Here is a 22,136-nt window from a genome sequence, read left to right on the forward strand (position 1 = left end):
TTACGCCTCTCGTCCAGCAGCGGAACCCTGACGTCATGAGCAGAACCAACACACTTTCTCAGGCGTCCACCGCCAAGTGGCTCGCCCACGCACACAGCGTTCCTCCACAAGCGTGGGCGGAGTGGGCCGATAAGCGGGTGGCGATGTTGCCGCTCGGGCACCGCTTCGACGCGGTCCGCATCCCGGCCGATGTCCTGTACGCGGCGATCCTCAATGTCCGCCCGGCCGCGGTGAGCAAGCTCCTGGAGCAGCTGCTCGGCGGGCCCGTGATCCAGGACGCGGAGCGGTGGTTCTACCCGCTGGTCCCGGTCGGCCGGGCAGACCGCCGGCAGTCGCCCGCGGCCGAGTACCTGGGACAGGGCGCTTGGCTCGGCGTCCCGCGGATCGACCAGCTCGCGCCGCCTCGCTCGTACTGGGTGGTCCCGGTACGTGAGCCCGGCCGCCTCTGCAACCTGGCCCGCGTGGCCGAACTCGTCGCGGTCGGCGCCGCACGCCTAGCTGGGGCCACGTCATGACGCCGTCAGCACCACTGGTGGGAGAGGCGTACCGGACGCCGGAGTGCCGGTCCGACGAGCACGGCATGTGCCACGGCCCGAGGACGGAAGTCCGGGTCCCCTCACAGCTGCCGTTCGAGCTCCCGGTCATGGTGCTGCGCTGCGACTGCGGGTGTCACCGGCTATGACGTACTGCGTCAAGGGCGGCCGGCAGCACCCGTTCCCGGTCGAGGACGACACCGGCGCGTACTGCGAGAAGCACGGCGTCACGCTCCTGTGGCACGGCGACCCCATTACGCCCGAAGACCTCTCCCCTGCCACTCCCCTCCCGGCCGGGACGGAGGAGTAGGCCACCGTACGCCCGCCCCCGCCGCCTGGTCCCTGGACAGGTCGGCGGCCGGGGCGGGTTCCAGGACCACCCCCGTCGCAGGGGGCGGAACCCACAAGGAGGAAAGCATGACCATCGCGTTGGAGCACCCCTTGAGCACCACCGATCCGTCCACCCTCGTGGAACCGGACACGATGCAGCGGCTGGCCGCCCGCATCGTCAAGGACCACCCGGAAATCGACGTGCCCACCGCGCACCGCATCATCGGGCAGACCGCCGGCTTCCTCGCGGCGAGCGCCTCGGCCCCCGGCCGGACCCTCTCCCCGAGCGAGCCGGTCGACATCGGCTGGCACACGTGGATTCTCCACACCGTCGATTACGCGAGCTTCTGTCAGCGAGTCGCCGGGTACTTCATCCACCATGTGCCCACGGCCGGGGCCAAGCGCCCGGAGGGCGGCCCGAAGGCGGCCCTCCAGCGGACCATGAACGCCATCATGGCCGCCGGGTACACCGTGGACACGGCACTGTGGCCCGAGATCGCGGACTGCTCCCAGTGCCACGCCGGATGCTCGAACAGCCCCAAGAGCAAGTAATTGAACAGCGCACCCGCCGCCCGGGCTCCTTCCGGGCGGCGGCCCCGTACAAGGAGAGATGTGGCAGACACGACCACCGCTTGGAACACATACGCCCAGCAGAAGCCACAGCGCCGTGCGATGAACGCCAAGGGCGAGACCACGTGGTTCAACTGGACCCAGTTCCCGGACCACGGGCCTGGCGCGGAACTGCTCGACGTCACCTCGGGAGACGCCGTCCTCGACCTCGGGTGCGGCACGGGCGGCAATCTGGCGCACCTCGCCTCCCTCGGCGTACGGCCGGTGGGCGTGGATCTCTCCGAGACCCAGCTGGCAGCTGCCACCGACCGATGGGCGGAAGCCGGCCTTGTCCTGCACCGGGCCGAGGCCACCGTGTTCCTGGAGTCCGTGCCGGAGCGTTTCGCCGCGATCTACTCGGTGTTCGGCGCCGCGTGGTTCACCGATCCGGCGATCCTGCTGCCCGCCGCGCAGAAGGCGCTGCGCCCCGGCGGTACGTTCGCGTTCTCGCACCGGCCGCCGGTCGAAGGGTGCTATGGGTGCCAGGCGTCGTACATCACCAGGGGCGACGAGGAGGACCCGCTCGTGGTGAAGCGGTGGGACTACGAGCCCGGGACGTGGACGGGCATCCTCGCCGACCACGGGTTCACAGAACCGCGGGCCCGTGTGCTGGCCGCGCCGCCGGGCCGCCGCAAGATCGGCACTTTGCTTGTCTCGGCGACTGCCTGAGGCCGTCCCCAACTCACCATCTCAGCGGTCCGGCGTACGGCGCGTACGGCGCTTGCCCCCGCTCACGACGACGACCGCGGCACCAGTTCCGTCGGCAGCATCAGCCGCGGCTGGGGCGGGCGGGGGGCGCCGACCGGGAGGGTGGTGCGGGCGATCTCGCCGAGCAGGGTGTGCGCCATGATGCGGCCCATTTCTTCGATGGGCTGGCGGACGCTGGTCAGCGGGGGGTCCATGTGGCGGGCGATGGACGAGTCGTCGAAGCCGACCATCGCGATGTCCTCGGGCACCCGGATGCCCCGGGCGCGCAGTACCTGGCGGGCGCCGGAGGCCATCACGTCCGAGGCGACGAAGACCGCGTCGGGGAGCGGGTCGAGGCGCAGCAGCAGTTCCATCGCCGTCCGGCCCCCCTCCTCGGTGAAGTCGGCGGGGGCGACCAGGGACTCGTCGACCGGCAGCCCCGCGTCGGCGAGGGCCCCCCGGTAGCCGGCCAGCCGGCACTGGGCTCCGTAGATGTCGAGGCGTCCGGTGATGGTGGCTATCCGGCGCCGGCCCCGGGAGACGAGGTGGGCGACGGCCTCGCGGGCTCCGGCCTCGTTGTCGGCGTCCACCCACGGGAGGGGCTCGTCGGCGGACCTGCGGCCGCTGATCACGGCAGGGATGCCCAGATCGGCCAGGAGGTCGGGGAGCGGGTCGTCGGCGCTGAGGGAGACCACCAGGACGCCGTCGACCCGGTGGCCCGCCAGGTAGTGGGCGAGGCGGGCACGGTCCCGGTCGCTGCCGACGATGGTGAGGAGGAGCTGCATGTCGGTGTCGGCGAGGGCGGTGTTGACGCCCCGGAGGATGTCGGAGAAGTACGGCTCCACGAAGAAGCGGTGTTCGGCCTCGGGGACGACCAGGGCTATGGCGTCCGTCCGGTTGGCGGCCAGGGCGCGGGCGGCCCGGTTGGGCACGTACCCCAGTTCGGCGACGGCGGCCTCGACCGCCGCTCTGGTCCGTTCGCTGACCCGGGGCGATCCGTTGACCACCCGGGACACCGTGCCCCGCCCGACGCCTGCCCGGGCGGCCACCTCTTCGAGGGTGGGGCGGCCCGCACCCCGTCCGCCGCGGATCCCGTTCCGGCCGTCGGCCGTATCCCGTATCGCCAATTGAATCGTCCCCTCCCAGCACGTCCGCGCGTACGTCGCCGCGTCTATGACAACAAGTCTCGCTGTCCGTTGCCTTGACACCCCCGCGGGGAGCCGCGAACCTTCAACACATCACACATGGGAGCGCTCCCACCGTACCTGACCCATCGGGCTTCAGGAGGACCGTTATGCAGCTCTTCACCTCACGCAGGACCAGCATCGCCCTTTCCACCGCCGTCGCACTTCTGGGCGGCGCCCTTCTCTCCGGCTGCGCCTCGGACGATCCGGGCCCAGGCAGCAGTGCCGGTACCGGCAGCAGCGCCGCGGGCCAGAAGGGGAAGACCGTACTCCGGATCGGGGTCTTCGGTGCCTTCGGTATGAAGGAAGCCGGGCTCTTCGATCAGTACATGAAGGAAAACCCGGACGTCACGATCGAGCAGAACTCGATCGAGCGCAACGAGAACTACTACCCGCAGCTCCTCAATCACCTGACCAGCGGCAGCGGCCTGTCCGACATTCAGGCCGTCGAGGTGAACAACATCGCCGAGGTCACCGCCACCCAGTCCGCCCGGCTGATGGACCTGGGGAAGGCCCAGGGCGTGCAGAAGGACGCCTTCCTGCCGTGGAAGTGGGCGCAGGGCACCAGCAAGGACGGCAAGACGGTCGGGCTCGGCACCGATGTCGGGCCGATGGGGATCTGCTACCGCAAGGACCTGTTCCAGAAGGCCGGGCTGCCGACCGACCGCGAGGCGGTCGGCAAGCTGTGGGCCGGTGACTGGAAAAAGTACCTGGAGGCCGGCAAGCAGTACAAGGCCAAGGCCCCCGACGGCACCAAGTTCCTCGACTCGGCGTCCGGCCTGATGGCAGCCGTCACCGGCGGCGACGAGAAGCGGTTCTACGACACCGACGGCAAGGTCATCTACAAGACCAACCCGGCGGTGAAGGAGGCCTGGGACATCGCCGCGGAGGCGGCGAAGGAAGGGCTGACGGCCAAGCACCAGCAGTTCCAGAAGGGCTGGGACCAGGGCTTCGCCAACGGCCAGTTCGCGACCGTGTCGTGCCCGCCGTGGATGCTCGGCTACATCCAGGACAAGGCCGGCGACGCGGGCAAGGGCAAGTGGGACGTGGCCGCCGCGCCCAAGCCCAGCAACTGGGGCGGGGCGTTCCTGACCGTCCCGGAGGCGGGGAAGAACAAGGAGGCCGCGGCGAAACTGGCCGCCTGGCTGACCGCGCCGGCCCAGCAGGCCACCCTGTTCGCCAAGCGCGGCAGCTTCCCCAGCGCCCAGGCGGCGTACGAGCTGCCCGCGGTGTCCGGGGCGAAGCACGAGTACTTCAACAACGCGCCCATCGGTGAGATCTTCTCGGCGGCGGCCAAGGGCGTCCCGGTGCAGATCCTCGGCGCGAAGGACCTCGTCATCGCGCAGAACCTCGCGGACATCGGCATGCTTCAGGTCGACCAGAAGGGCCGCTCCTCCGAGGAGGGCTGGAACGCCGCGGTGAAGGCGATCGACAACGCACTCGACCAGTGAGCGGACACCTCTGATGAGCAGCCCCAGCAGTCAGTCCGTCAAGGCCCCGCCCTCCCCCTCCGGCAAGGGGGAGGGGGGCGGGGCCGCCGGGGCGGGTGCCGGGCCGCCGGCCCGTGGGCCCGGCGCGTGGCGCAGCCGCCGCTACCGGTGGGACATGAAGTTCAGCCCGTACGCCTATGTGGCGCCGTTCTTCGTCTTCTTCCTCGCCTTCGGTCTCTTCCCGCTCCTGTACACCGGCTGGGCGTCCCTCCATCAGGTGGAGCTGACCGCGCCGACCGACATGAACTGGGTGGGGCTGCGGAACTTCAGCAGGCTGATGAGCGACGAGTTCTTCTGGAACGCCCTGCGCAACACCGTCACCATCGGCCTCCTGTCCACCGTCCCGCAGCTGGTGATCGCCCTGGGCATCGCCCATCTGCTGCACTACAAACTGCGCGGCTCGTCGTTCTTCCGGGTCGCCGTCCTCACCCCGTACGCCACGTCCGTCGCGGCGGCCACCCTGGTCTTCGTGCTCCTCTTCGGACGCGACTACGGAATGATCAACTGGGCGCTCGGCGTGGTCGGCGTCGACGCCGTCGACTGGCAGAACGGCACCTGGACCTCCCAGCTCGCCGTCTCCACGATCGTCATCTGGCGCTGGACCGGCTACAACGCGCTGATATACCTGGCCGCCATGCAGGCCATCTCCCCCGATCTGTACGAGTCGGCGGAGCTGGACGGGGCGACGCGCTGGCAGCAGTTCCGGCACGTGACGATCCCTTCGCTGCGGCCGACGATCCTCTTCACGGTCGTCGTCTCGACGATCGGCGCCACCCAGCTCTTCGGCGAGCCCCTGCTGTTCAGCGGCAGTGCGGGCGCGTCCGGCGGCTCCGACCACCAGTTCCAGACGCTGGGGCTCTACCTGTACGAACAGGGGTGGGTGAACCTGCACCTGGGGCGGGCCTCGGCCATCGCCTGGACGATGTTCCTGATCCTGGTGCTGATCGGTCTGGTCAACTGGCTGATCTCGCGGCGGCTGTCCAAGAGCGAGAGGGGTCCCCGGTCATGAGCACGACGGCCGTACGAGAGAAGGTACGGACACCGGAGGGCCGGAAGGCGGAGCGGGTCCGGGGGGTCCGCAAGGCCGGGCGGCAACGGTACGCGGGGAAGCTGACGTACGCGATCCTGATCGTCTTCACGGTCGGTTCGCTCTTCCCGCTGGTGTGGACCGCGATCGCCGCGTCCCGCAACAACACCCGGCTCGCGCAGACCCCGCCGCCGTTCTGGTTCGGCGGGAACCTGTTCAAGAACCTCGAAATCGCGTGGACCGACGCCAACATGGGGACGGCGCTGCTCAACACCACGGTGGTGGCGGGCTCGGTCGCGGCGGGCACGGTGCTCTTCTCCACCTTCGCCGGGTTCGCCTTCGCCAAGCTGCGGTTCCGGTTCAAGAACCTGATGCTGCTGCTGGTGATCGGCACGATGATGGTGCCGCCGCAGCTCAGTGTCGTACCGCTGTACATGATGGTCGCCGAGCTCCAGTGGACCGACCAGCTCCAGTCGGTGATCCTGCCGACGCTGGTGAGTGCCTTCGGGGTGTTCTTCATGCGGCAGTACCTGATGGAGGCGCTGCCGACCGAGCTGATCGAGGCGGCCCGGGTGGACGGGGCGAGCAGCATCCGGGTGATGTGGCACATCGTCTTCCCGGCGGCGCGGCCGGCGATGGCGGTACTGGGGATGCTCACGTTCGTGATGGCCTGGAACGACTTCTTCTGGCCGATCATCGCGCTCACCCAGAACGGCAGCCCCACCGTCCAGGTGGCGCTGACCGGGCTCGGCCGGGGCTTCATCCCCGACCAGTCCGTGATCATGGCGGGCGCGCTGCTGGGCACCCTGCCGCTGCTGATCGCCTTCGTGCTGTTCGGCAAGCAGATCGTCGGCGGCATCATGCAGGGCGCTGTCAAGGGCTGACCGCTCCGCCGCCCGATTTCTCTTCCCTTTGCTTCTACTGACCAGGGAGTCGACCCATGCCTGCTGCCAGCAATCCGCCCGCCCGCTTCCCGGGCAACTTCCTCTGGGGCTCCGCGACCGCCGCCTACCAGATCGAGGGGGCGGCGCGCGAGGACGGCCGTACGCCGTCGATCTGGGACACCTTCAGTCACACGCCGGGGCGCACCGAGAACGGCGACACCGGCGACGTGGCCTGCGACCACTACCACCGGCGGGCCGAGGACGTCGCGCTGATGGCGGAGCTGAACCTCAACGCGTACCGCTTCTCCGTCTCCTGGCCGCGCGTCCAGCCCACCGGCCGGGGTCCGGCCGTCCAGCGCGGCCTGGACTTCTACCGGGAGCTGGTCGACGACCTCCTGGACCGCGGCATCACGCCCTCGCTCACCCTCTACCACTGGGACCTCCCCCAGGAGCTGGAGGACGCGGGCGGCTGGCCCGAGCGGGACACCGCGTACCGGTTCGCCGAGTACGCGGGGCTGGTCGCCGAGGCGCTGGGCGACCGGGTCGAGATGTGGACCACCCTCAACGAGCCCTGGTGCAGTGCCTTCCTGGGGTACGGCGCGGGCGTGCACGCCCCCGGCCGCACCGACCAGGTGGCGGCCCTGCGCGCCGCCCACCACCTGAATCTGGCGCACGGCCTGGGTACGCAGGCGCTGCGCGCGGTGCTCCCGGCCCGGGCCCGTACCGGCATCAGCCTCAACCCCAGCGTGGTCCGCCCGCTGACGGACTCGGCCGCCGACGCGGACGCCGCCCGCCGGATCGACGCGCTCGCCAACCGGATCTTCACGGGGCCGCTGCTGCACGGGGCGTATCCGCGGGACCTGCTGGAGGACACCGCGTCGCTGACCGACTGGGGGTTCGTCGCGCCGGGCGACGAGGCCGCCGCGCACCAGCGCCTGGACATGCTGGGCCTCAACTACTACACGCCGACGGTGGTTTCGCAGGCGACGGGCCCTGACGCACCGCGCGCGGACGGGCACGGCGGGGGCGCGTCCCCCTGGGCGGCCGCCGGATCGGTCGCCTTCCACCAGCCGCCCGGCGAGCGCACAGCGATGGACTGGTCGGTCGACCCGTCCGGTCTGTACGACCTCCTGGTGCACTACGGGCGCGAGGCGCCGGGGACGGCCCTGTACATCACCGAGAACGGCTGCGCCTACGACGACAAGCCGGGCGCGGACGGCGCGGTCCACGACCCGGAGCGGATCGCCTACCTGCGGGGCCATCTGGCGGCGGTGCACAGGGCGTTGGAGGTGGGCGCAGATGTGCGCGGCTACTTCCTCTGGTCGCTGCTGGACAACTTCGAGTGGAGCTACGGGTACACCAAGCGCTTCGGCGCGGTGCACGTGGACTTCGACACCCAGGTCCGGACACCGAAGTCGAGCGCGCGGTGGTACGCCGAGGTGGCGCGGACGGGGTCGCTGCCGGACGGGGACTGACGGGGGCGGGGCAGCACGACGGATGCGCGGCCCGCCGGGGGGGGCGGACCGCGCATCGGTGACCTTCGCGGAGGGTCAGCTCTGCTTCTTTCCCTGCTGGGCGGCCTTGTCCGTCATGTCGGCGGTCTCGGCGGCCGGCGGGGCCTCGGCCTTCACCTCGGCACCGAAGTCCGAGAGCTCGAAGACCGTACGGGAAGTGACCTTCTGGGGCGTGCCGGAACCCGCACCCTGGCCCTTCGGCTGGGTCATGGTCATGTCGATCTGCTGGCGGCGGATGCGGCCCTCGTCGTCGATCCACAGGTCCATGGGCAGCGTCGGGCCGACGACCTTCTGCAACTGCGCCCCGTTCTGGAGCTTGGAGACGTCCACCTTGACCTTGTAGTGCGTGGTGTTGGCGTCGCCGATCTGCTCCGTGCCGACCTTGGTGACGTCCTTGTCCATGACGCTCTTGGCAAAGGCGGTATTCGCGGCCGGGTCGCTGACCTGGGGGTTCGAGCCGTTCTGGGCACTGAGCTTCTTCAGGTCCATCTTGATCCAGGGCTTCTTGCCGGGGACGCCTTCGCGTGCCTTCGGCGGGAGCTTCTGGTAGAGGACCTGGTCCACGACGCGCTGCTCGATCTGCTCACCGTCGGCGGTGAGCGTCATGGTGCTGGTGCCGTTCTTGAGGTCGATGAGGCCCTTGCCGTCCACCGACACCGTCTTGCCCTGGGTGGTGACCTGGGTGCGCAGAACCATCTTGGCGGTACCGGCACTGTTCGTCTTGTCGGACGCCGAGCGCACCGCCGCCGTGCCGTCCTCCGAAGCACCGGGGCTCTTGGGCGCGTTGGTGGCGCCGGAGGATTCGACGGACGCGGCACCGGGGTCCTTCTTGGTGTCGGTTCCGCAGCCGGCCAGCGTCGTACCGGCGAGAACTCCCGCAAGGCCTATGGCACTTACCCGAAGACCGTTCCTGCGTCGCACCAACATGTGTCAATCCCTCCCTGGGGAATCCGGCTTTCCGGAATCCTGTGGATTTCTCGTGTGCCCCAGGTGTTTCGGTTTACGCGGAGAATTTGCGCGGCCACTGCGGGTACTCGCCTCCGGTCAGCAGAACACCGCAGTTCACAGGAGGTCTTGGTTCCATGTCGTCATCGCTCGTCGAGACCATTGATGTCAACGCCCCGGTGTCGGACAGCTGGGCACTGTGGAGCGACGTGACGCAGTGGCCGACCTTCCTCTCCCACGTACAGCGGGTGGATCCCATCGACGCCCGGACGTTCACCTGGTGGCTTTCGCTGCCGGGTGCCGACAAGGCGTTCACCGCCGAACTCACCGAGGTGATCGCCGAGGACCGGATCGCCTGGCGGACCACGGCGGGGGTGAAGCACGCGGGTGTGGTCACCTTCCACCGGCTGAGCGACACCACCAGCCGGGTGGCGCTCCAGATCGAGTACGAGCCGCACGGTTTCGTGGAGCACGTCGGTGCGCTCACCAACCTCGACAAGGTGCTGGCCAATTACGACCTGGGGCAGTTCAAGCGCCTGGTGGAGGATGTGGCGGCGCAGCGCCCCACGATCTGAGGCGGTGGCGGGGGGAGCCTGAGGCGGTGACGGGAAGACGGCGTTCCGGAGCTCCAGGTACTTCCTCCTGCACGGTACTTCCTACTGCACGCAGAACTCGTTGCCCTCGGGGTCGGTCAGGGTGACATGGGTGCTGCCCGGTTCGGACACCCGGTGCAGGACCTTGGCGCCCAGCGCCTCCAGCCGGGCCACTTCCGCCTCGCGCCGTTCGGGGCCGAAGTGGAGGTCCATGTGGAGGCGGTTCTTGCCCGGCTTGGGCTCGGGAACCTTCTGGAAGAGCAGCCGGCGGCCGAGGCCGATGCCGGTGAAGTCCTGGACGGGGTCCTCGGGGTGCCGGACGGCGGCGGCGTGCCGCCAGACGCGGCGCCCGTCCCCGGCGGTGAGCAGGAGGTCCTCCGTGATGGCGCCGGAGGAGAGGAGCTGCGCGCACAGGGGGGCGTGGTCCTCGACGGTGTAGCCGAGGGCGCGGGACCAGAAGTCGGCCTGGGCGTGCGGGTCGGCGCAGTCGACGACGAGCTTCCAGGAGACGGGCGCGGTCATGGGAGCTCTCCGAGGTGTCGGGGGTGCGGGTGGGCCGGCGTGCGATGGGGCCCGGGGTGCGGGTGGGCCGGCGTGCGGCGCCGGCGTAACGAGTTATAGGGGCTGCTCCGGGGGTGCGGCAAGCACTCCGTGTGCGGCGGGCGGGTCGAGGGCGGGCCACCCGGCATAGAGCGAGGGCCCTTTCTCAGGGTGAGGTGGCCGGGCGCTTTCCGGAGGGGTTCTCAGGGTGAGGTGGCCGGGCGCTTCCCGGTGGGGCGGCGGCGGACCACCCGGTGCCCCCGACGCTCCTGCCGTCCCGTGCGGCCCCCGTGCAGGGCCAGCCAGATGCGTACCTCCGTACCGCCGAGGACCGAATGGCCTATGCGTACGTCGCCGCCGGTGGACTCCGCGACGCGGCGGACGATGTCCAGGCCGAGGCCCGTGGAGCCCGCGCGTTCACCGCTGTTGCCGCGGGCGAGGGCGGCCTGCGGGTCCGCGATGCCGGGGCCCGCGTCGGAGACCAGGACGATCACGGCGTCCTCGCCGTTGTGCACGTCCAGCGAGAACGGCGTGCCCTCCGGGGTGTGCCGGAAGACGTTGCCGAGGAGGGCGTCCAGGGCCGCCACCAGGTCGGGCCTGGCGACCGGGATGCGTACCGGGCGGTCCACCCCGGCGAGCCGGACCTCACGGCTCTCGTCCTCAGCCAGCGCCGACCAGAAGGCCATCCGGTCACGGATGACCTCGGAGGCGTCGCAGCCGGATGCCGGCCCCTGCGCGGGCTGCGTCTGCGGACGCTGCTCGCGGGCGGTGCGGATGATCGTGTCGACCTCGCGCTCCAGCTGCTCGACGGCGGCCCGGGTCTGGTCGGCGGCCGGGCCCTCGCCCAGCGAGGCCGCGTTCAGCCGCAGCACGGTGAGCGGGGTGCGCAGGCGGTGCGAGAGGTCGGCGGCCAGTTCGCGTTCGTTGGCGAGCAGCTGGACCACCTGGTCGGCCATGGAGTTGAAGGCGACGGCGGCGGACTTCAGCTCGGTGGGGCCCTCTTCGGGGACCCGTACGCCGAGTTTTCCCTCACCCAGGTCCTGGGCCGCGCCCGCCAGCCGCTGGGCGGGCTGGACCATCCGTACGCCGAGCCGGTCGGCCACCGCCACCGAGCCGACGATCAGGGCCAGGCCCACGCCGGCGAGGACCAGCCAGGCGGTGGCGACACCGTTGCTGACGTCCTCCTCGGGGACGAAGACCTCGACGATCGCGATGCTGCCGCTGGCCAGGGCGGTCGGCTGGAGGAGTACGGAGCCGCCGGGGGCCTTCGCCGTGTAGGCGCGGCCGATCCGCTGGGTCGCCGCCACGTCCTCGACCGAGGCCCTGCGGGTGCCGATCTCCTGTGCCCGGCGTGCCGCTCCGGGCTCGTGGGAGGCGGGGATGTGGATCGCCATCCAGCCCTTGCTGCCGGGCTCCGTGATCGCCATCGCCCGCTCCAGCTGGGCGCGGTCGGTGGTGATGGAGAGGGTCGGGCCGATGGAGGCCGCCTGCCGCTCCGCACCGGAGAACGCCCGGTCCCCCGCCATCTCCCTGATGACCAGGCCCAGCGGCACCGCGAAGGCCACCACGACCATCGCCGTGACGGCCAGGCACACCTTGACCAGGGCCCACCTCATGCGGCCCGCCGCCTGCTCGCGGGCCAGCGGCTGCTCACGGTCCGCTGGCTGCTCGCGGTCCGGCGGCTACTCGCGGCGTGCCTCATCCGAGGCCGCCCGGGGGTTCGAGCTTGACCCCGACACCGCGGAGGGTGTGCAGATAGCGGGGGTTGGCGGCGGTTTCACCCAACTTGCGACGGAGCCAGGACAAATGCACGTCAATAGTCTGGTCGTCGCCGTAGCTCTGCTGCCAGACCTCTGCGAGAAGTTCCTTGCGCGGTACGACGACACCGGGGCGGCCCGCGAGGAAGGTGAGCAGGTCGAACTCGCGGCGGGTCAGGTCCAGCCGTACGCCGTCCAGTTCGGCCTGGCGGCGCAGCGGGTCGATGGCCAGAGCGCCCACCCGGATCTCCCGGGGCGGCGGCTCGGCTCCCGCCGAGGCGCGCGAGCGGCGCAGCACGGCCGCCATCCGGGCCGAGAGGTGCTCCACCGAGAAAGGTTTCGTCAGGTAGTCGTCGGCGCCGTCGTTGAGCAGCCGTACGATCTCCGCCTCGTCGTCCCGCGCCGTGGCGATGATCACCGGTACGTCGGTGATTCCGCGCAGCATCTTGAGCGCCTCGGACCCGTCCAGGTCGGGCAGACCGAGGTCCAGGATGACCACGTCGAAGCGGAAATGGGCGACCTCGCGCAGCGCCTCCAGGGCCGTTCCGACGCTGCGCACGGTGTGCGAGGCCTCGGTCAGGTGCCGGATGAGGGCGGAGCGCACGAACTGGTCGTCCTCGACCACGAGCACACTTGCCATGGGATGGCACCGTACGCCATGCGTTCCGGCACCCTCCTCGGGGGCGTCACCGGCACCTGTCCCGTACCGCCGGGGACAGCGCTGGTACGGGTGGGGCGGGATGGCCCGGGTACCGGCGGGTGGGGCAGGGTGCCCCGGGTGCGAGCGGATGGGGCAGGATGCCCCAGGTGCGAACAGGTGGGGCAGGATGACGCGGATGCGACGAGGACTCATACATTCCGCGGCCTGGCTGCTCGCCACCGGCGCGGCGGTCACCCTGTCGTGGTGGGGCGTCCACACGGTGATGTCCGGGACGGTGTACGACCCGCCGCGCGCCCTGCCGATCCCCTCGGTGATCCCTACCGCCGAGGAACGTGTCACGGCCGCCGCGTCGGCGACGCCCCGGTCCTCCTCCACCCACCGCCCCTCGCCGACGCCCACGGCGAAGAAGCCTCCCGCCGCCCCGTCCGGCGACCGCGCCTCGCGGCGGCCCCCCGCCCGTACCCCCGCCCCGCCGCCTCCCGCTCAGCCGTCCGGCGAGCTGAAGGCGGTCAGCACGGAGGGGGGCCGGGTGCTTTTCTCCCTGGGCAAGGACTCCGCGAAGCTGCTGTCCGCGGTGCCTGAGGCCGGGTGGGCGGTGCAGGTCTGGAAGGACCCCTCGTGGATCCGGGTGCAGTTCACTGCGGGCGGGGCGACGGTGACGGTGTTCTGCACCTGGCACCACCACCCGCCGATGATCGAGACCGTCACGTCCTGAAGACGACCGTCACGTCCTGAAGACGGAAGGCGGCGGGGCCGGGGACGGCTGCGCGCTCGCGTCCGTCACCGCGCGTGCCCCGCCGGTGAAGTCGGCCAGATCGCGGCCGTGTTCGACCCGCCCCGGATGCGGGTCGGTCGCCACCCGCCGGGTCCACTCGGCGACCGGCAGGGACAGCGCGGAGCCTAGGAGTACGGCGTTCCCGAACCGCTTGCCGCGCAGTACGGCGGGGTCGGCGGCCAGCGCGAGCTGCGGGAAGACGGTCGCGGCGGTGGCGATCTGGCCGCGCAGGTGCGCCAGGGGCGGCCCGTCGGCGAGGTTCGCCGCGTAGTGCCCGCCCGGCTTCAGCACCCGTCGCACTTCGCTGAGGAACTCGGAGCTGGTGAGATGGGCCGGGGTGCGGGCGCCGCTGAACACGTCCGCGATGATCAGGTCCGCCCAGCCGTCGGGGAGCCTGCCCAGGCCTTCGCGGGCGTCCGTGGCGCGCACCCTGATGCGGGCGTTCGGATCCAGCGGAAGCTGCCGGCGCACCAGTTGGGCGAGCGGCGCGTCGATCTCGACGACCTGCTGGGTGGAGCGGGGCCGGGTGGCGGCGACGTAACGCGCCATCGTGAACGCGCCGGCGCCCAGGTGCAGTACCTGGAGGGGCTGCTTGGCCGGGGCGACCAGGTCGACGATGTGGCCGAGTCTGCGCTGGTACGCGAAGCCGAGGTGGGCGGGGTCCGCCAGGTCGACGTGCGACTGGGGCGCGCCGTCCAGGAGCAGTGTCCAGCCGTGCGGACGGTCGCGGTCGGGTATGAGCTCGGCCAGTCCGCCGTCGACCTTCTCGACCACGGCCTCGGGGGCGGATCGGCGGGGGGCGGGATGTGCGGGGGAACTCCCCGCACGCTTCTTCTTTGCCACCTGGCCAGTATCGGCCCCCGCGGCACCCACGACCTGCCGGGGCGCGTCCCCTGCTCCGGGTTCGGGCTCCGGTCAGCGGCAGCGGTCGGCGGCCTCGATCAGCCGGGCCGCCTCCCCCAGGGCCCGCCGGAGGGCCGCCGGGTCCGTGACGTGCCCGGTGTCGGCGGGGGGCAGGAGCCAGCCGGTGCCGGTGACGGGCGGTTCGGGAACGGCGAGGGAGATGCCGCGTCCCAGGGTCTGCGTACAGGCGCTCCCCGGCAGGTCCCAGCAGTCAGCCGTACCCGGCGGCACCAGGAAGCCCAGCGTGTCGCACGGCCCGTCGTGCAGGACGGGGCCCACGGCGGCGCTCTCCGCGTCGTCGGACCCCTGGGCGCCGGACCGCACCGAGGTGGCCGCGGCACGGCGCAGGATGTCGACCGCCTCCAGGCCCTGCCGTACGGAGACGGTCACCAGGTCCGGGGGCTCGGCCACGGGGTCCAGGGGTGTGGCGACGACGGGCGGCCTGCCGGAGCCGGGGGCAGCGCTGCATTCGGCGGAGGGACGGTGCCGGGCCGTCGTCCGCGAGGGCGCGGCGGCGCAGGGGGCTGCGGAAGCAGAGGGGGCGGGGGTGACAGGGGGTGCGGGAGTGAACGGCGTTCGTGCTGCGGACTCTGGCGAAGTGCTGGTCACCGCGGTGCCCAGCCCGGATGTCACCGTCTCCATACCGGCCTCCAACAAGGGAATCCTCCTCGTTCGGGAGGGAGCCGCACCCCCTCCGTTCCCTGTCAACGCCGCGAAGCTGTCAACGGCTACGGCAACCCGCCGCCGCAAAGGATGGCAGTTCATGGCAGATCGCGGATGAGATATCCGTTTTGTAGGCAAACTCTGCGTGTGGGTACCGTTACAGCCGGTACGTTCGTGCTCCGTCCGGGGCAGCGCATCCGCCCCGGCAGCACCATCCGCCAGAGAGGGCTTGGCCATGGCGCCGTCATCCGCGAATCTTCGGCCGTCCGACCCCAACGTCGTTTTCCGGGCCCTGCGGGGACACCGCTCACCAGGGGAGTTCGCGGCGGCGGTGCGCAGGGCGGCCCGTGAGATCGGCGAGCAGGTGGCCTGCGACGCCCGGTACGTCGGACGGGTGGAGGCGGGCGAGATCCGCTGCCCCAACTACGCGTACGAGCGGGTGTTCCTGCACATGTTCCCCGGCCGGACACTGACGGACCTGGGCTTCACCGCCAGGGAGTCGGTACGCGGCAGGGGCGCGCGCGGGGCCGGGGCCACGCCCGCTCCGCGCTTCACCGCGCCCGACGGGGCCCTCTCCCGTGCGGCGCCCGACCACACCGTGTGCCCCCTGGGCACCGTGTCCCACAGCGACGAGGAGAGCGACGTGCTGCGTCGCGCATTCATGACGAGCGGCTCCGCCACCGTGGCGACCGCTGCCGCCCTCGGCACCCTGGGTGCCGTCGGATCACCGCAGGCCGCTTTCGCCCGCGCGCCGGGCGGACCCGGCCTGTCGTCCATGGGCACGCGCCCGCACCGGGTGGGGGCCGGCGAGGCCGCCGCGGTGGAGGAGGCGGTGCGGAAGATCCGGCTGCTGGACGACCGGCACGGCGCCGACGCCCTGTACCGGCACGCCGACAGACCGCTCCAGGCGGCGTACGCGCTGCTGGACGCGGGGACGGTGCGCCGCTCGGTCTTTGACCGGCTGCACTCGGGGGCCGGTGAACTGGCGCTGACGGTGGGCTGGTTGGCGCACGACTCGGGGCGCTTCGACGAGGCCAGGTCGCACTACGCGGAGGCGCTGTCCACCGCACGGGTCGCCGGGGACGCGGGACTTGAGGCGCACGCCTTCTGCAACATGGCGTTCCTGGCCAGGGACGCGGGCCGGCCGCGCGAGGCGCTGCGGGCGGCGCAGGCCGGGCAGCGGGTGGCGGGCGGGCTCGGCTCGATGCGGCTGCTGTCGTTGCTGACGCTGCGCGAGGCGGGCGGCTGGGCCGCGCTCGGCGACCGTACGGGCTGTGCCGAGGCACTGGTGCGGGCAAAGTCGCTCTTCCAGTGCGGGGCCCGCGAGAACGACCCGGAATGGATGTCCTTCTTCGGGCCCGCCGAACTGGCAGCACTGGAGGCGCAGTGCTGGTCGGCGCTGGGCGACTGGCGGCGGGCCGCCCGGTACGCGCACCGGGCGGCGGACCTCCAGGACCCGCACTTCGCCCGCAATCTGGCGCTGTACCAGGCCGAACTCGCGGACGACCTGGCCCGGGACGGCGTACCCGACGAGGCGGCCGAGGTGGGGCACCGGGTCCTGGACCTCCTGGAACAGGTGCAGTCGTCCCGCGTGCACACCATGCTCGCCGGGACGATCCGCGCCCTGCTGCCGCACCGGCGCTCGCCCGCGATCGGCGCGTTCCTCGCCCGGCACGCGAACACGGTGCGAAGGGGCTGAGGACGTACCGCGGCTGCGGGGGCACCACGGGGCCCCGCCGGGGGCGGGCCCCCGGGAGCCGCCGCCGGGCCGGGGTCAGCGCGGGGCGTCGAGGTGGCCGGTGTCGTTCCACCGCTCGACGGCCGGCTCGCCGTACGCCCAGCCGAGCACCGACAGCGAGGTCGGTTCGAGCCGCAGGTGGGCGCCGAAGCCGATGTCGAGGCCCAGCCAGCGGGCGCCGAGCGAGCGCAGGATGTGGCCGTGCGCGAAGAGGAGTACGTCACGGTCGGCGGAGCGGGCCCACGCGATCACCTCGTCCACGCGCGCGGTGACGTCGGCGAGGGTCTCGCCCTCGGGGGCGCCGTTGCGCCAGATCATCCAGCCGGGCTGCCGCGCGTGGATCTCGTCCGGCTTGAGGCCCTCGTACGCGCCGTAGTCCCACTCCATGAGGGCGTCCCAGTTCTCGGCACGGTCGCCGAAGCCGGCGAGGTCGCAGGTCTCGCGGGCACGGAGCAGGGGGCTGGTACGGACCTCGACGTCCGGCAGGCCGTTCCAGGGGCCACGGTGCAGTCGTTCGCCCAGCAGCTTCGCGCCGTGACGGCCCTCGTCGAGCAGCGGGATGTCCGTCCGTCCGGTGTGCTTGCCGGACAGCGACCACTCCGTCTGACCGTGCCGGGCCAGCAGGATGCGGGGGGCCATGGCGTTCTCTCCTGGGGCGCTGGGCGATGGGGCGGTATGGGGCGTAGCGGCCGGTTTGGTGACCGGCGTGTTCCCATCATCGCCCACCGGCAGAAACAGCGGATGCGGGGGTGTTGTCAGTGGCGGGTGCGAGACTTCCGAGGGTGAACGCATCACTGGGCAGCGGACCCGAACCCACACCTCCGCCCGTACGACCCGATGCGGCTGTTCCGGTACGGCAGCGGCTCGCCGAACTGCGCGGCCCCGCGGTCGCCCCGCACCCGCTGGACGCCCGCGCGCTGGCAGCCCTGGCGGCGAATCCGGGGTGCGAGCGGCGGACCCTGCTGGACGGGGCGGGGGTGAACAAAGCGGCCCTGGCACAGGCGCTGGGGTCGCCCGCCCCCTTCGGCCAGTCCCAGTTCGCGTTCATGCGCGGCAACGCCTTCGAGGCGCGGGTGAAGTCCGACGGGGGCGCGGAGCTGCTGCGGCTGCTCGGCGTCGACGATCCGTCCGCCGCCGGGGTGCTGACCCCGGACGTCTCGGCGGCCGGCCCCCAGGGGCGCACGGCACGCACCGCGCTGGCCCTGCGGGAGGCCACCGCGGCCAAGGCGTGGACGCTGCTCGACCATCCGATGCTGGCGCTGGAGGTGGCGGGGGCGCCCGTCCATCTGGAGCCCGACGCGGTGGTGGTCCATCCGGACGGGCGCTGGACGGTCGTGGAGATCAAGTCCTTCCCGATGCTGGACGGTTCGGCCGACCCTTCGAAGGTGGGGGCGGCGGCCCGGCAGGCCGCGGTGTACGTGCTGGCGCTGGAGCGGGTGGCGGCGCGGGTGCCGGGGGCGGAGGTCCGGGACCGGGTGCTGCTGGTGTGCCCGAAGGACTTCTCCAACCTGCCGACCGCTTCCATGGTGGACGTGCGCAAGCAACTGTCGGTGACGCGGCGGCAGCTGGGGCGGATGCGGCGGGTGGAGGAGCTGGCCGCCGCACTGCCGGAGGGCACCACCTTCGACCCGGAGTGCGGCTCCGAGGAACTGACGGCTGCGGTCTCCTCGGTGGACGCGGCGTACGCGCCGGAGTGCCTGGCGGCGTGCGAACTGGCCTTCCACTGCCGGGAACAGTCCCGGCGGGCCGGCGCCGTGGAGGCGCTGGGGCGTGGGGTGCGGGGGGAGCTCGGGGGGCTGAGTACGGTCGAGGCGGTGCTGGACGCGGCGGAGGGACGGTCGGGGGATCCGTCGGATCCGACGGTGGTGGCGTTGCGGAGGGCGGCGGGGTTGCGGTCGGAGGTACTGGCGTCCGCGGGGCGGGGTGGGGGTTCGGCGTGAGGGCGGGCCGGACCGGGGGTGCGGGTCTGCCGGGGCGGGCGGTGGTGCGTTGTGCGGCTCCGCCGGGGGCCGCCCCCTTGCCCGCCCTTCCCCAAGCTCTCGGCTTCGCTCGAGCAGGGGAGACCCACTGCCCCCGGGGGGCGGCCCCGCCGCCCAAGAGGGCTGGGGGAAGGGGGTTGGGGCGGCCCCGCCGCCCCAAGAGGGCTGGGGGGCGGTCATCAGGGTGGATTCGGTGGAAGGGTTTTGGGTAGCTCATGTCGTTGATCAATACGTTGGCGCGGATGGAGGCGACGCGGTCCGGGCGGGCGCAGCCGTTGGCGACGGTGCGGCACCGCCATCTTTCCGAGCGGCCGCTGGTCGTCGTCCCGCTGACGACGGCGGGTGAGGCCGGGGCGCCGCTCGGGGCGCTCGTGGGGACCGACCGGGAGCGGCCGCGGCTGCTGGCCGTTCCGCAGCCGCGCGACCGCGACCTGCGCTTCGCGTTCCTCGCCGAGCTGGCCGACGCGGTACTGCCGTACATCGACTCGTACGCGGACGTCGTCGAGCCCGCCGAGCGCAACGAGACCGACCCGGAGAGCGGCAAGCGCGGCAAGGTGGAGGTCGAACTCTGCGTGGACGCACCCCAGTTGATCGTCCCGAGCCGGGCAGGCATCGACTACCTGCGACTCCTCGGCCGCTCGACCCGCTTCCGCCGCACCGCCGAGCAGGACCCCGACACCCCGTACCCGGCACCGCCCCACATCCCGCTGCTCGGCCGCTGGCTCACGCACTACGGCGAGCGCGCCCGCGTCCCCGGGGCCTCGCTGCTGCTGTCCGCCACCGACCTCCTCGCCCGGCACTGGGCGACCGGGCAGAGCAGCCTGGAGGACCTGCACCTGGGCGCCCTGCTCGCCTGGGTCGATCCGCCCGCCGGTGAGAGCGGCGCGCAGGCGGCGGCCCGCGCGGAGACCGGCCGGGACGCCAGGGGCCAGTTGCTGTGTCCCCCCGCCGGGCCCGCCACCGACCCCGCCTTCGACAACGCGCTCCTGGCCCCGGCCGTCGACGCCTACGACCTGGCCCGCAAGAACCTCGCCGCGGCCGAGGACGGCGAGAGCGCCGACGAGCGGCTCGGCGCGCTGACCGCGGCCGAGCACGCCATCCGCGACCTGCTCGCCTCCCAGCTGCTGCCCACCTGGCACGCCACCTGGAACGCCGTCGACCTGCTGCGCACCCTGCCCGAGGGGGCCAGGGCCACCGAGCGCTGGACCCGGGACCGCTGGTCGTTCACCGGCCACCGGGACCGGGTGCGCTCGGGCGAGCCCCCGCAGCCCCGGCTGGACAGCGCCGTGGGCGCGGCCCAGAAGCTGGCGTCCCGGGAGACGGAGCAGGCCCGTCTGGAGGCGCAGGAGGCCCTCGACGACCCGCTGGTGATGGCCTCGCGGCGGCTGGCCGGAGAGGCGTTCACCAGCGAGGTGACCGACGTCGAACCGGCCTGGACCGAGGCCAAGCGCCCCGCACCGCGCCCCCTGCTGACCGTCACCACCCAGGACCAGCCGCAGCTCGGCGGCGGCGCGGACGTGGGCGAGGGCGTCAAGGTGTACCGGTCGCTGGAGGGCCGGGCGCAGACCGCCGAGTTCGTACGGTGGACGGGCGAGGGCGCCCTCGTCCTGCGCCTGCTGAACGGCATGGGCCGCTCGAAGGAGCCCGCCCCCGGTACGGTCCCCGAGCGCGGCGACCGCATCTGCTGGACCCTCTTCGAGCACGAACAGCGCGGCGGCCCCCGGCTCCCCGACCCGGAGGAGACCCCGTGGACCCACGGCGGCCCGCCGGACACCGACGCCCAGGACCTGCTCGCCCCCGTACCGGCGGAGCACCCGGAGGACATCCTGTGAACCACCCTTCCGCGGCCCGCTCGCCGTACCCCTCCCCGTGCCCCGACGGCGGTTTCGACCCCGGCGCCGAGGCCGCCAGGGCCACCGCCGCGATCCTGCACGACACCCTGCACGGCACCCACCGGGGTGTGGTGGTGGACTCCCCGCCCGGTGCGGGCAAGTCCACGCTGGTGGTGCGCGCCGCCCTCGAACTGGCGGCTGCGGGCCGCCCGTTGATGGTCGTCGCGCAGACCAACGCACAGGTCGACGACCTGGTGCTGCGGCTGGCCGAGAAGCAGCCGGAGCTGCCGGTCGGGCGGCTGCACAGCTCGGACTCCGACCCGTACGACAAGGCCCTGGACGAGCTGCCCCAGGTGAAGAAGTCCGCCAAGGCCGCCGACCTGGCGGGCCTCGACGTGGTGATCTCGACGGCGGCGAAGTGGGCGCACGTGAAGGGCGTCGAGCCGTGGCGGCACGCGATCGTCGACGAGGCGTACCAGATGCGGTCGGACGCGTTGCTCGCGGTGGCGAGCCTCTTCGAGCGTGCCCTGTTCGTGGGCGACCCCGGCCAGCTCGACCCGTTCTCGATCGTCGGTGCGGAGCAGTGGGCGGGGCTGTCGTACGACCCGTCGGCGAGTGCGGTCTCGACGCTGCTGGCGCACAACCCGCAGCTGCCGCAGCACCGGCTGCCGGTGTCCTGGCGGCTGCCCGCTTCGGCGGCGCCGCTGGTGTCGGACGCGTTCTACCCGTACACGCCCTTCCGCTCGGGCACGGGGCCCGGGGACCGGCGGCTGTCCTTCGGCGTGCCGTCCAGCGGGTCGGCCACCGACCGGGTGCTGGACGAGGCGGCGCACTCGGGCTGGGGACTGCTCGAGCTGCCCGCGCGGCACACGCCTCGCACCGACCCGGAGGCGGTGGGGGCGCTCGCGCAGGTCGTACGGCGGCTGCTGGACCGGGGCGGGGTGGCGGTGAGCGAGCGCTCCGAGGAGCCGGCCCCGCTCACCGCGGACCGCGTCGCGGTGGGTACCGCACACCGGGACCAGGCGGCCGCGGTGCGGGCCGCACTGGCCGCGCTCGGGGTGACGGGGGTCGCGGTGGACACCGCGAACCGGCTCCAGGGGCGGGAGTTCGACGTGACGGTGGTGCTGCATCCGCTGTCGGGGCGGCCGGACGCGACGGCGTTCCACCTGGAGACGGGCCGCCTGTGCGTCCTGGCCTCCCGCCACCGGCACGCGTGCATCGTGGTGTGCCGGGAGGGCGTGGCGGAGCTGCTGGACGAACACCCGTCGACGGAGCCGGTGCAGCTGGGGGTGACGGTGAAGTTCCCGGACGGCTGGGAGGCGAACCACTCGGTGCTGGAGCATCTGGCGGAGCACCGGGTGGCGTGGGAGCGGTGACGGTGTCGGGTACCCGGGGGCGCACCCGGTGCCCTCGGAGCCGTGCCGGCCGCCGCCTCCCCGGTGCACCGAATGCCCGGGGAGCGGTGACGGCGACCGGGTCCCGGGCGTACCGG

Annotated in this window: 22 protein-coding genes; 14 read left to right on the forward strand and 8 right to left on the reverse strand. The window is 72.4% G+C overall.

Annotation, left to right across the window (positions count from 1 at the left end):
* Positions 1 to 35: 35 nt before the first annotated feature.
* The 4 genes from ACFWVV_RS24085 to ACFWVV_RS24100 all read left to right on the forward strand — a co-directional run bounded on the left by ACFWVV_RS24085 (position 36) and on the right by ACFWVV_RS24100 (position 2,141).
* Positions 36 to 515, forward strand: coding sequence for a hypothetical protein (locus ACFWVV_RS24085; protein WP_384342071.1), 480 nt, complete (start codon positions 36 to 38; stop codon positions 513 to 515).
* A 163-nt stretch (positions 516 to 678) separates the two neighbouring features.
* Positions 679 to 843: a hypothetical protein gene (locus ACFWVV_RS24090; RefSeq protein WP_384342073.1), complete on the forward strand. Its 165-nt coding sequence runs from the start codon at positions 679 to 681 to the stop codon at positions 841 to 843.
* A gap of 107 nt (positions 844 to 950) precedes the next feature.
* Positions 951 to 1,415, forward strand: a complete 465-nt coding sequence (locus tag ACFWVV_RS24095) for a glycine-rich domain-containing protein (RefSeq protein ID WP_384342074.1) — start codon at positions 951 to 953, stop codon at positions 1,413 to 1,415.
* Positions 1,416 to 1,475: 60 nt separating this feature from the next.
* The gene (locus ACFWVV_RS24100) at positions 1,476 to 2,141 is read left to right on the forward strand and encodes a class I SAM-dependent methyltransferase (RefSeq protein ID WP_384342075.1); all 666 of its coding nucleotides are present in this window, start codon (positions 1,476 to 1,478) and stop codon (positions 2,139 to 2,141) included.
* Between the two features lie 62 nt (positions 2,142 to 2,203).
* Here the strand turns inward: ACFWVV_RS24100 and ACFWVV_RS24105 are convergent, their stop codons facing one another.
* A complete protein-coding gene (locus tag ACFWVV_RS24105; protein ID WP_384342077.1) occupies positions 2,204 to 3,286 on the reverse strand; it encodes a LacI family DNA-binding transcriptional regulator in 1,083 nt (360 codons plus the stop codon).
* A gap of 167 nt (positions 3,287 to 3,453) precedes the next feature.
* Between ACFWVV_RS24105 and ACFWVV_RS24110 the strand changes: the two genes are divergently transcribed.
* The 4 genes from ACFWVV_RS24110 to ACFWVV_RS24125 are packed head-to-tail and all read left to right on the forward strand — an operon-like array spanning position 3,454 to position 8,219.
* A complete protein-coding gene (locus ACFWVV_RS24110; protein WP_384342078.1) occupies positions 3,454 to 4,794 on the forward strand; it encodes an ABC transporter substrate-binding protein in 1,341 nt (446 codons plus the stop codon).
* Between the two features lie 13 nt (positions 4,795 to 4,807).
* Positions 4,808 to 5,842: a carbohydrate ABC transporter permease gene (locus ACFWVV_RS24115; protein WP_384342080.1), complete on the forward strand. Its 1,035-nt coding sequence runs from the start codon at positions 4,808 to 4,810 to the stop codon at positions 5,840 to 5,842.
* The gene (locus tag ACFWVV_RS24120; protein WP_384342082.1) at positions 5,839 to 6,744 is read left to right on the forward strand and encodes a carbohydrate ABC transporter permease; all 906 of its coding nucleotides are present in this window, start codon (positions 5,839 to 5,841) and stop codon (positions 6,742 to 6,744) included. Before ACFWVV_RS24115 ends, ACFWVV_RS24120 begins: the two co-directional genes overlap by 4 nt.
* 56 nt (positions 6,745 to 6,800) lie before the next feature.
* Positions 6,801 to 8,219, forward strand: a complete 1,419-nt coding sequence (locus tag ACFWVV_RS24125; protein WP_384342084.1) for a GH1 family beta-glucosidase — start codon at positions 6,801 to 6,803, stop codon at positions 8,217 to 8,219.
* Positions 8,220 to 8,294: 75 nt separating this feature from the next.
* Here ACFWVV_RS24125 and ACFWVV_RS24130 read toward each other — a convergent pair whose 3' ends face one another.
* Complete coding sequence (locus tag ACFWVV_RS24130; protein ID WP_384342086.1) at positions 8,295 to 9,185, reverse strand: hypothetical protein; 891 nt, start codon at positions 9,183 to 9,185, stop codon at positions 8,295 to 8,297.
* Between the two features lie 155 nt (positions 9,186 to 9,340).
* Here ACFWVV_RS24130 and ACFWVV_RS24135 point away from each other — a divergent pair, with 155 nt between their 5' ends.
* Positions 9,341 to 9,778, forward strand: a complete 438-nt coding sequence (locus ACFWVV_RS24135; RefSeq protein ID WP_384342088.1) for an SRPBCC family protein — start codon at positions 9,341 to 9,343, stop codon at positions 9,776 to 9,778.
* 81 nt (positions 9,779 to 9,859) lie between these two features.
* Here ACFWVV_RS24135 and ACFWVV_RS24140 read toward each other — a convergent pair whose 3' ends face one another.
* The 3 genes from ACFWVV_RS24140 to ACFWVV_RS24150 form a co-directional block, all read right to left on the reverse strand.
* Entirely contained in the window at positions 9,860 to 10,318 is a 459-nt protein-coding gene (locus ACFWVV_RS24140; protein WP_384342090.1) for a VOC family protein, read from the reverse strand.
* A gap of 221 nt (positions 10,319 to 10,539) precedes the next feature.
* Positions 10,540 to 11,952, reverse strand: a complete 1,413-nt coding sequence (locus ACFWVV_RS24145) for an ATP-binding protein (RefSeq protein WP_384342092.1) — start codon at positions 11,950 to 11,952, stop codon at positions 10,540 to 10,542.
* 82 nt (positions 11,953 to 12,034) lie between these two features.
* A complete protein-coding gene (locus ACFWVV_RS24150; RefSeq protein WP_384342093.1) occupies positions 12,035 to 12,733 on the reverse strand; it encodes a response regulator transcription factor in 699 nt (232 codons plus the stop codon).
* Positions 12,734 to 12,929: 196 nt separating this feature from the next.
* On the opposite strand from ACFWVV_RS24150, the gene ACFWVV_RS24155 reads away from it, so the two are divergent.
* Positions 12,930 to 13,469 carry a hypothetical protein gene (locus tag ACFWVV_RS24155; RefSeq protein ID WP_384342094.1) on the forward strand — a complete coding sequence of 180 codons (540 nt, stop codon included), beginning with the start codon at positions 12,930 to 12,932 and terminating at the stop codon, positions 13,467 to 13,469.
* A gap of 9 nt (positions 13,470 to 13,478) precedes the next feature.
* On the opposite strand, the gene ACFWVV_RS24160 is transcribed toward ACFWVV_RS24155, so the two are convergent.
* Positions 13,479 to 14,303, reverse strand: coding sequence for a spermidine synthase (locus ACFWVV_RS24160; RefSeq protein ID WP_384342195.1), 825 nt, complete (start codon positions 14,301 to 14,303; stop codon positions 13,479 to 13,481).
* A gap of 141 nt (positions 14,304 to 14,444) precedes the next feature.
* Positions 14,445 to 14,852: a hypothetical protein gene (locus tag ACFWVV_RS24165; protein ID WP_384342197.1), complete on the reverse strand. Its 408-nt coding sequence runs from the start codon at positions 14,850 to 14,852 to the stop codon at positions 14,445 to 14,447.
* A gap of 478 nt (positions 14,853 to 15,330) precedes the next feature.
* Between ACFWVV_RS24165 and ACFWVV_RS24170 the strand changes: the two genes are divergently transcribed.
* The gene (locus ACFWVV_RS24170; RefSeq protein WP_384342096.1) at positions 15,331 to 16,794 is read left to right on the forward strand and encodes a tetratricopeptide repeat protein; all 1,464 of its coding nucleotides are present in this window, start codon (positions 15,331 to 15,333) and stop codon (positions 16,792 to 16,794) included.
* Positions 16,795 to 16,869: 75 nt separating this feature from the next.
* Here ACFWVV_RS24170 and ACFWVV_RS24175 read toward each other — a convergent pair whose 3' ends face one another.
* Positions 16,870 to 17,472, reverse strand: a complete 603-nt coding sequence (locus tag ACFWVV_RS24175; RefSeq protein WP_384342098.1) for a histidine phosphatase family protein — start codon at positions 17,470 to 17,472, stop codon at positions 16,870 to 16,872.
* A 143-nt stretch (positions 17,473 to 17,615) separates the two neighbouring features.
* Between ACFWVV_RS24175 and ACFWVV_RS24180 the strand changes: the two genes are divergently transcribed.
* From ACFWVV_RS24180 to ACFWVV_RS24190, 3 genes are all read left to right on the forward strand, one after another.
* Entirely contained in the window at positions 17,616 to 18,773 is a 1,158-nt protein-coding gene (locus ACFWVV_RS24180; RefSeq protein WP_384342100.1) for a hypothetical protein, read from the forward strand.
* A gap of 254 nt (positions 18,774 to 19,027) precedes the next feature.
* Positions 19,028 to 20,644, forward strand: coding sequence for a hypothetical protein (locus tag ACFWVV_RS24185; protein WP_384342102.1), 1,617 nt, complete (start codon positions 19,028 to 19,030; stop codon positions 20,642 to 20,644).
* On the forward strand, positions 20,641 to 22,020 hold the full coding sequence (locus ACFWVV_RS24190; protein WP_384342103.1) for an AAA domain-containing protein: 1,380 nt from the start codon (positions 20,641 to 20,643) through the stop codon (positions 22,018 to 22,020). The genes ACFWVV_RS24185 and ACFWVV_RS24190 overlap by 4 nt, the downstream gene beginning before the upstream one ends.
* The last annotated feature ends 116 nt before the right edge of the window (positions 22,021 to 22,136 follow it).

Origin of the sequence: Streptomyces sp. NPDC058663 (genome assembly GCF_042716745.1) — a bacterium.
GTDB lineage: Bacteria > Actinomycetota > Actinomycetes > Streptomycetales > Streptomycetaceae > Streptomyces.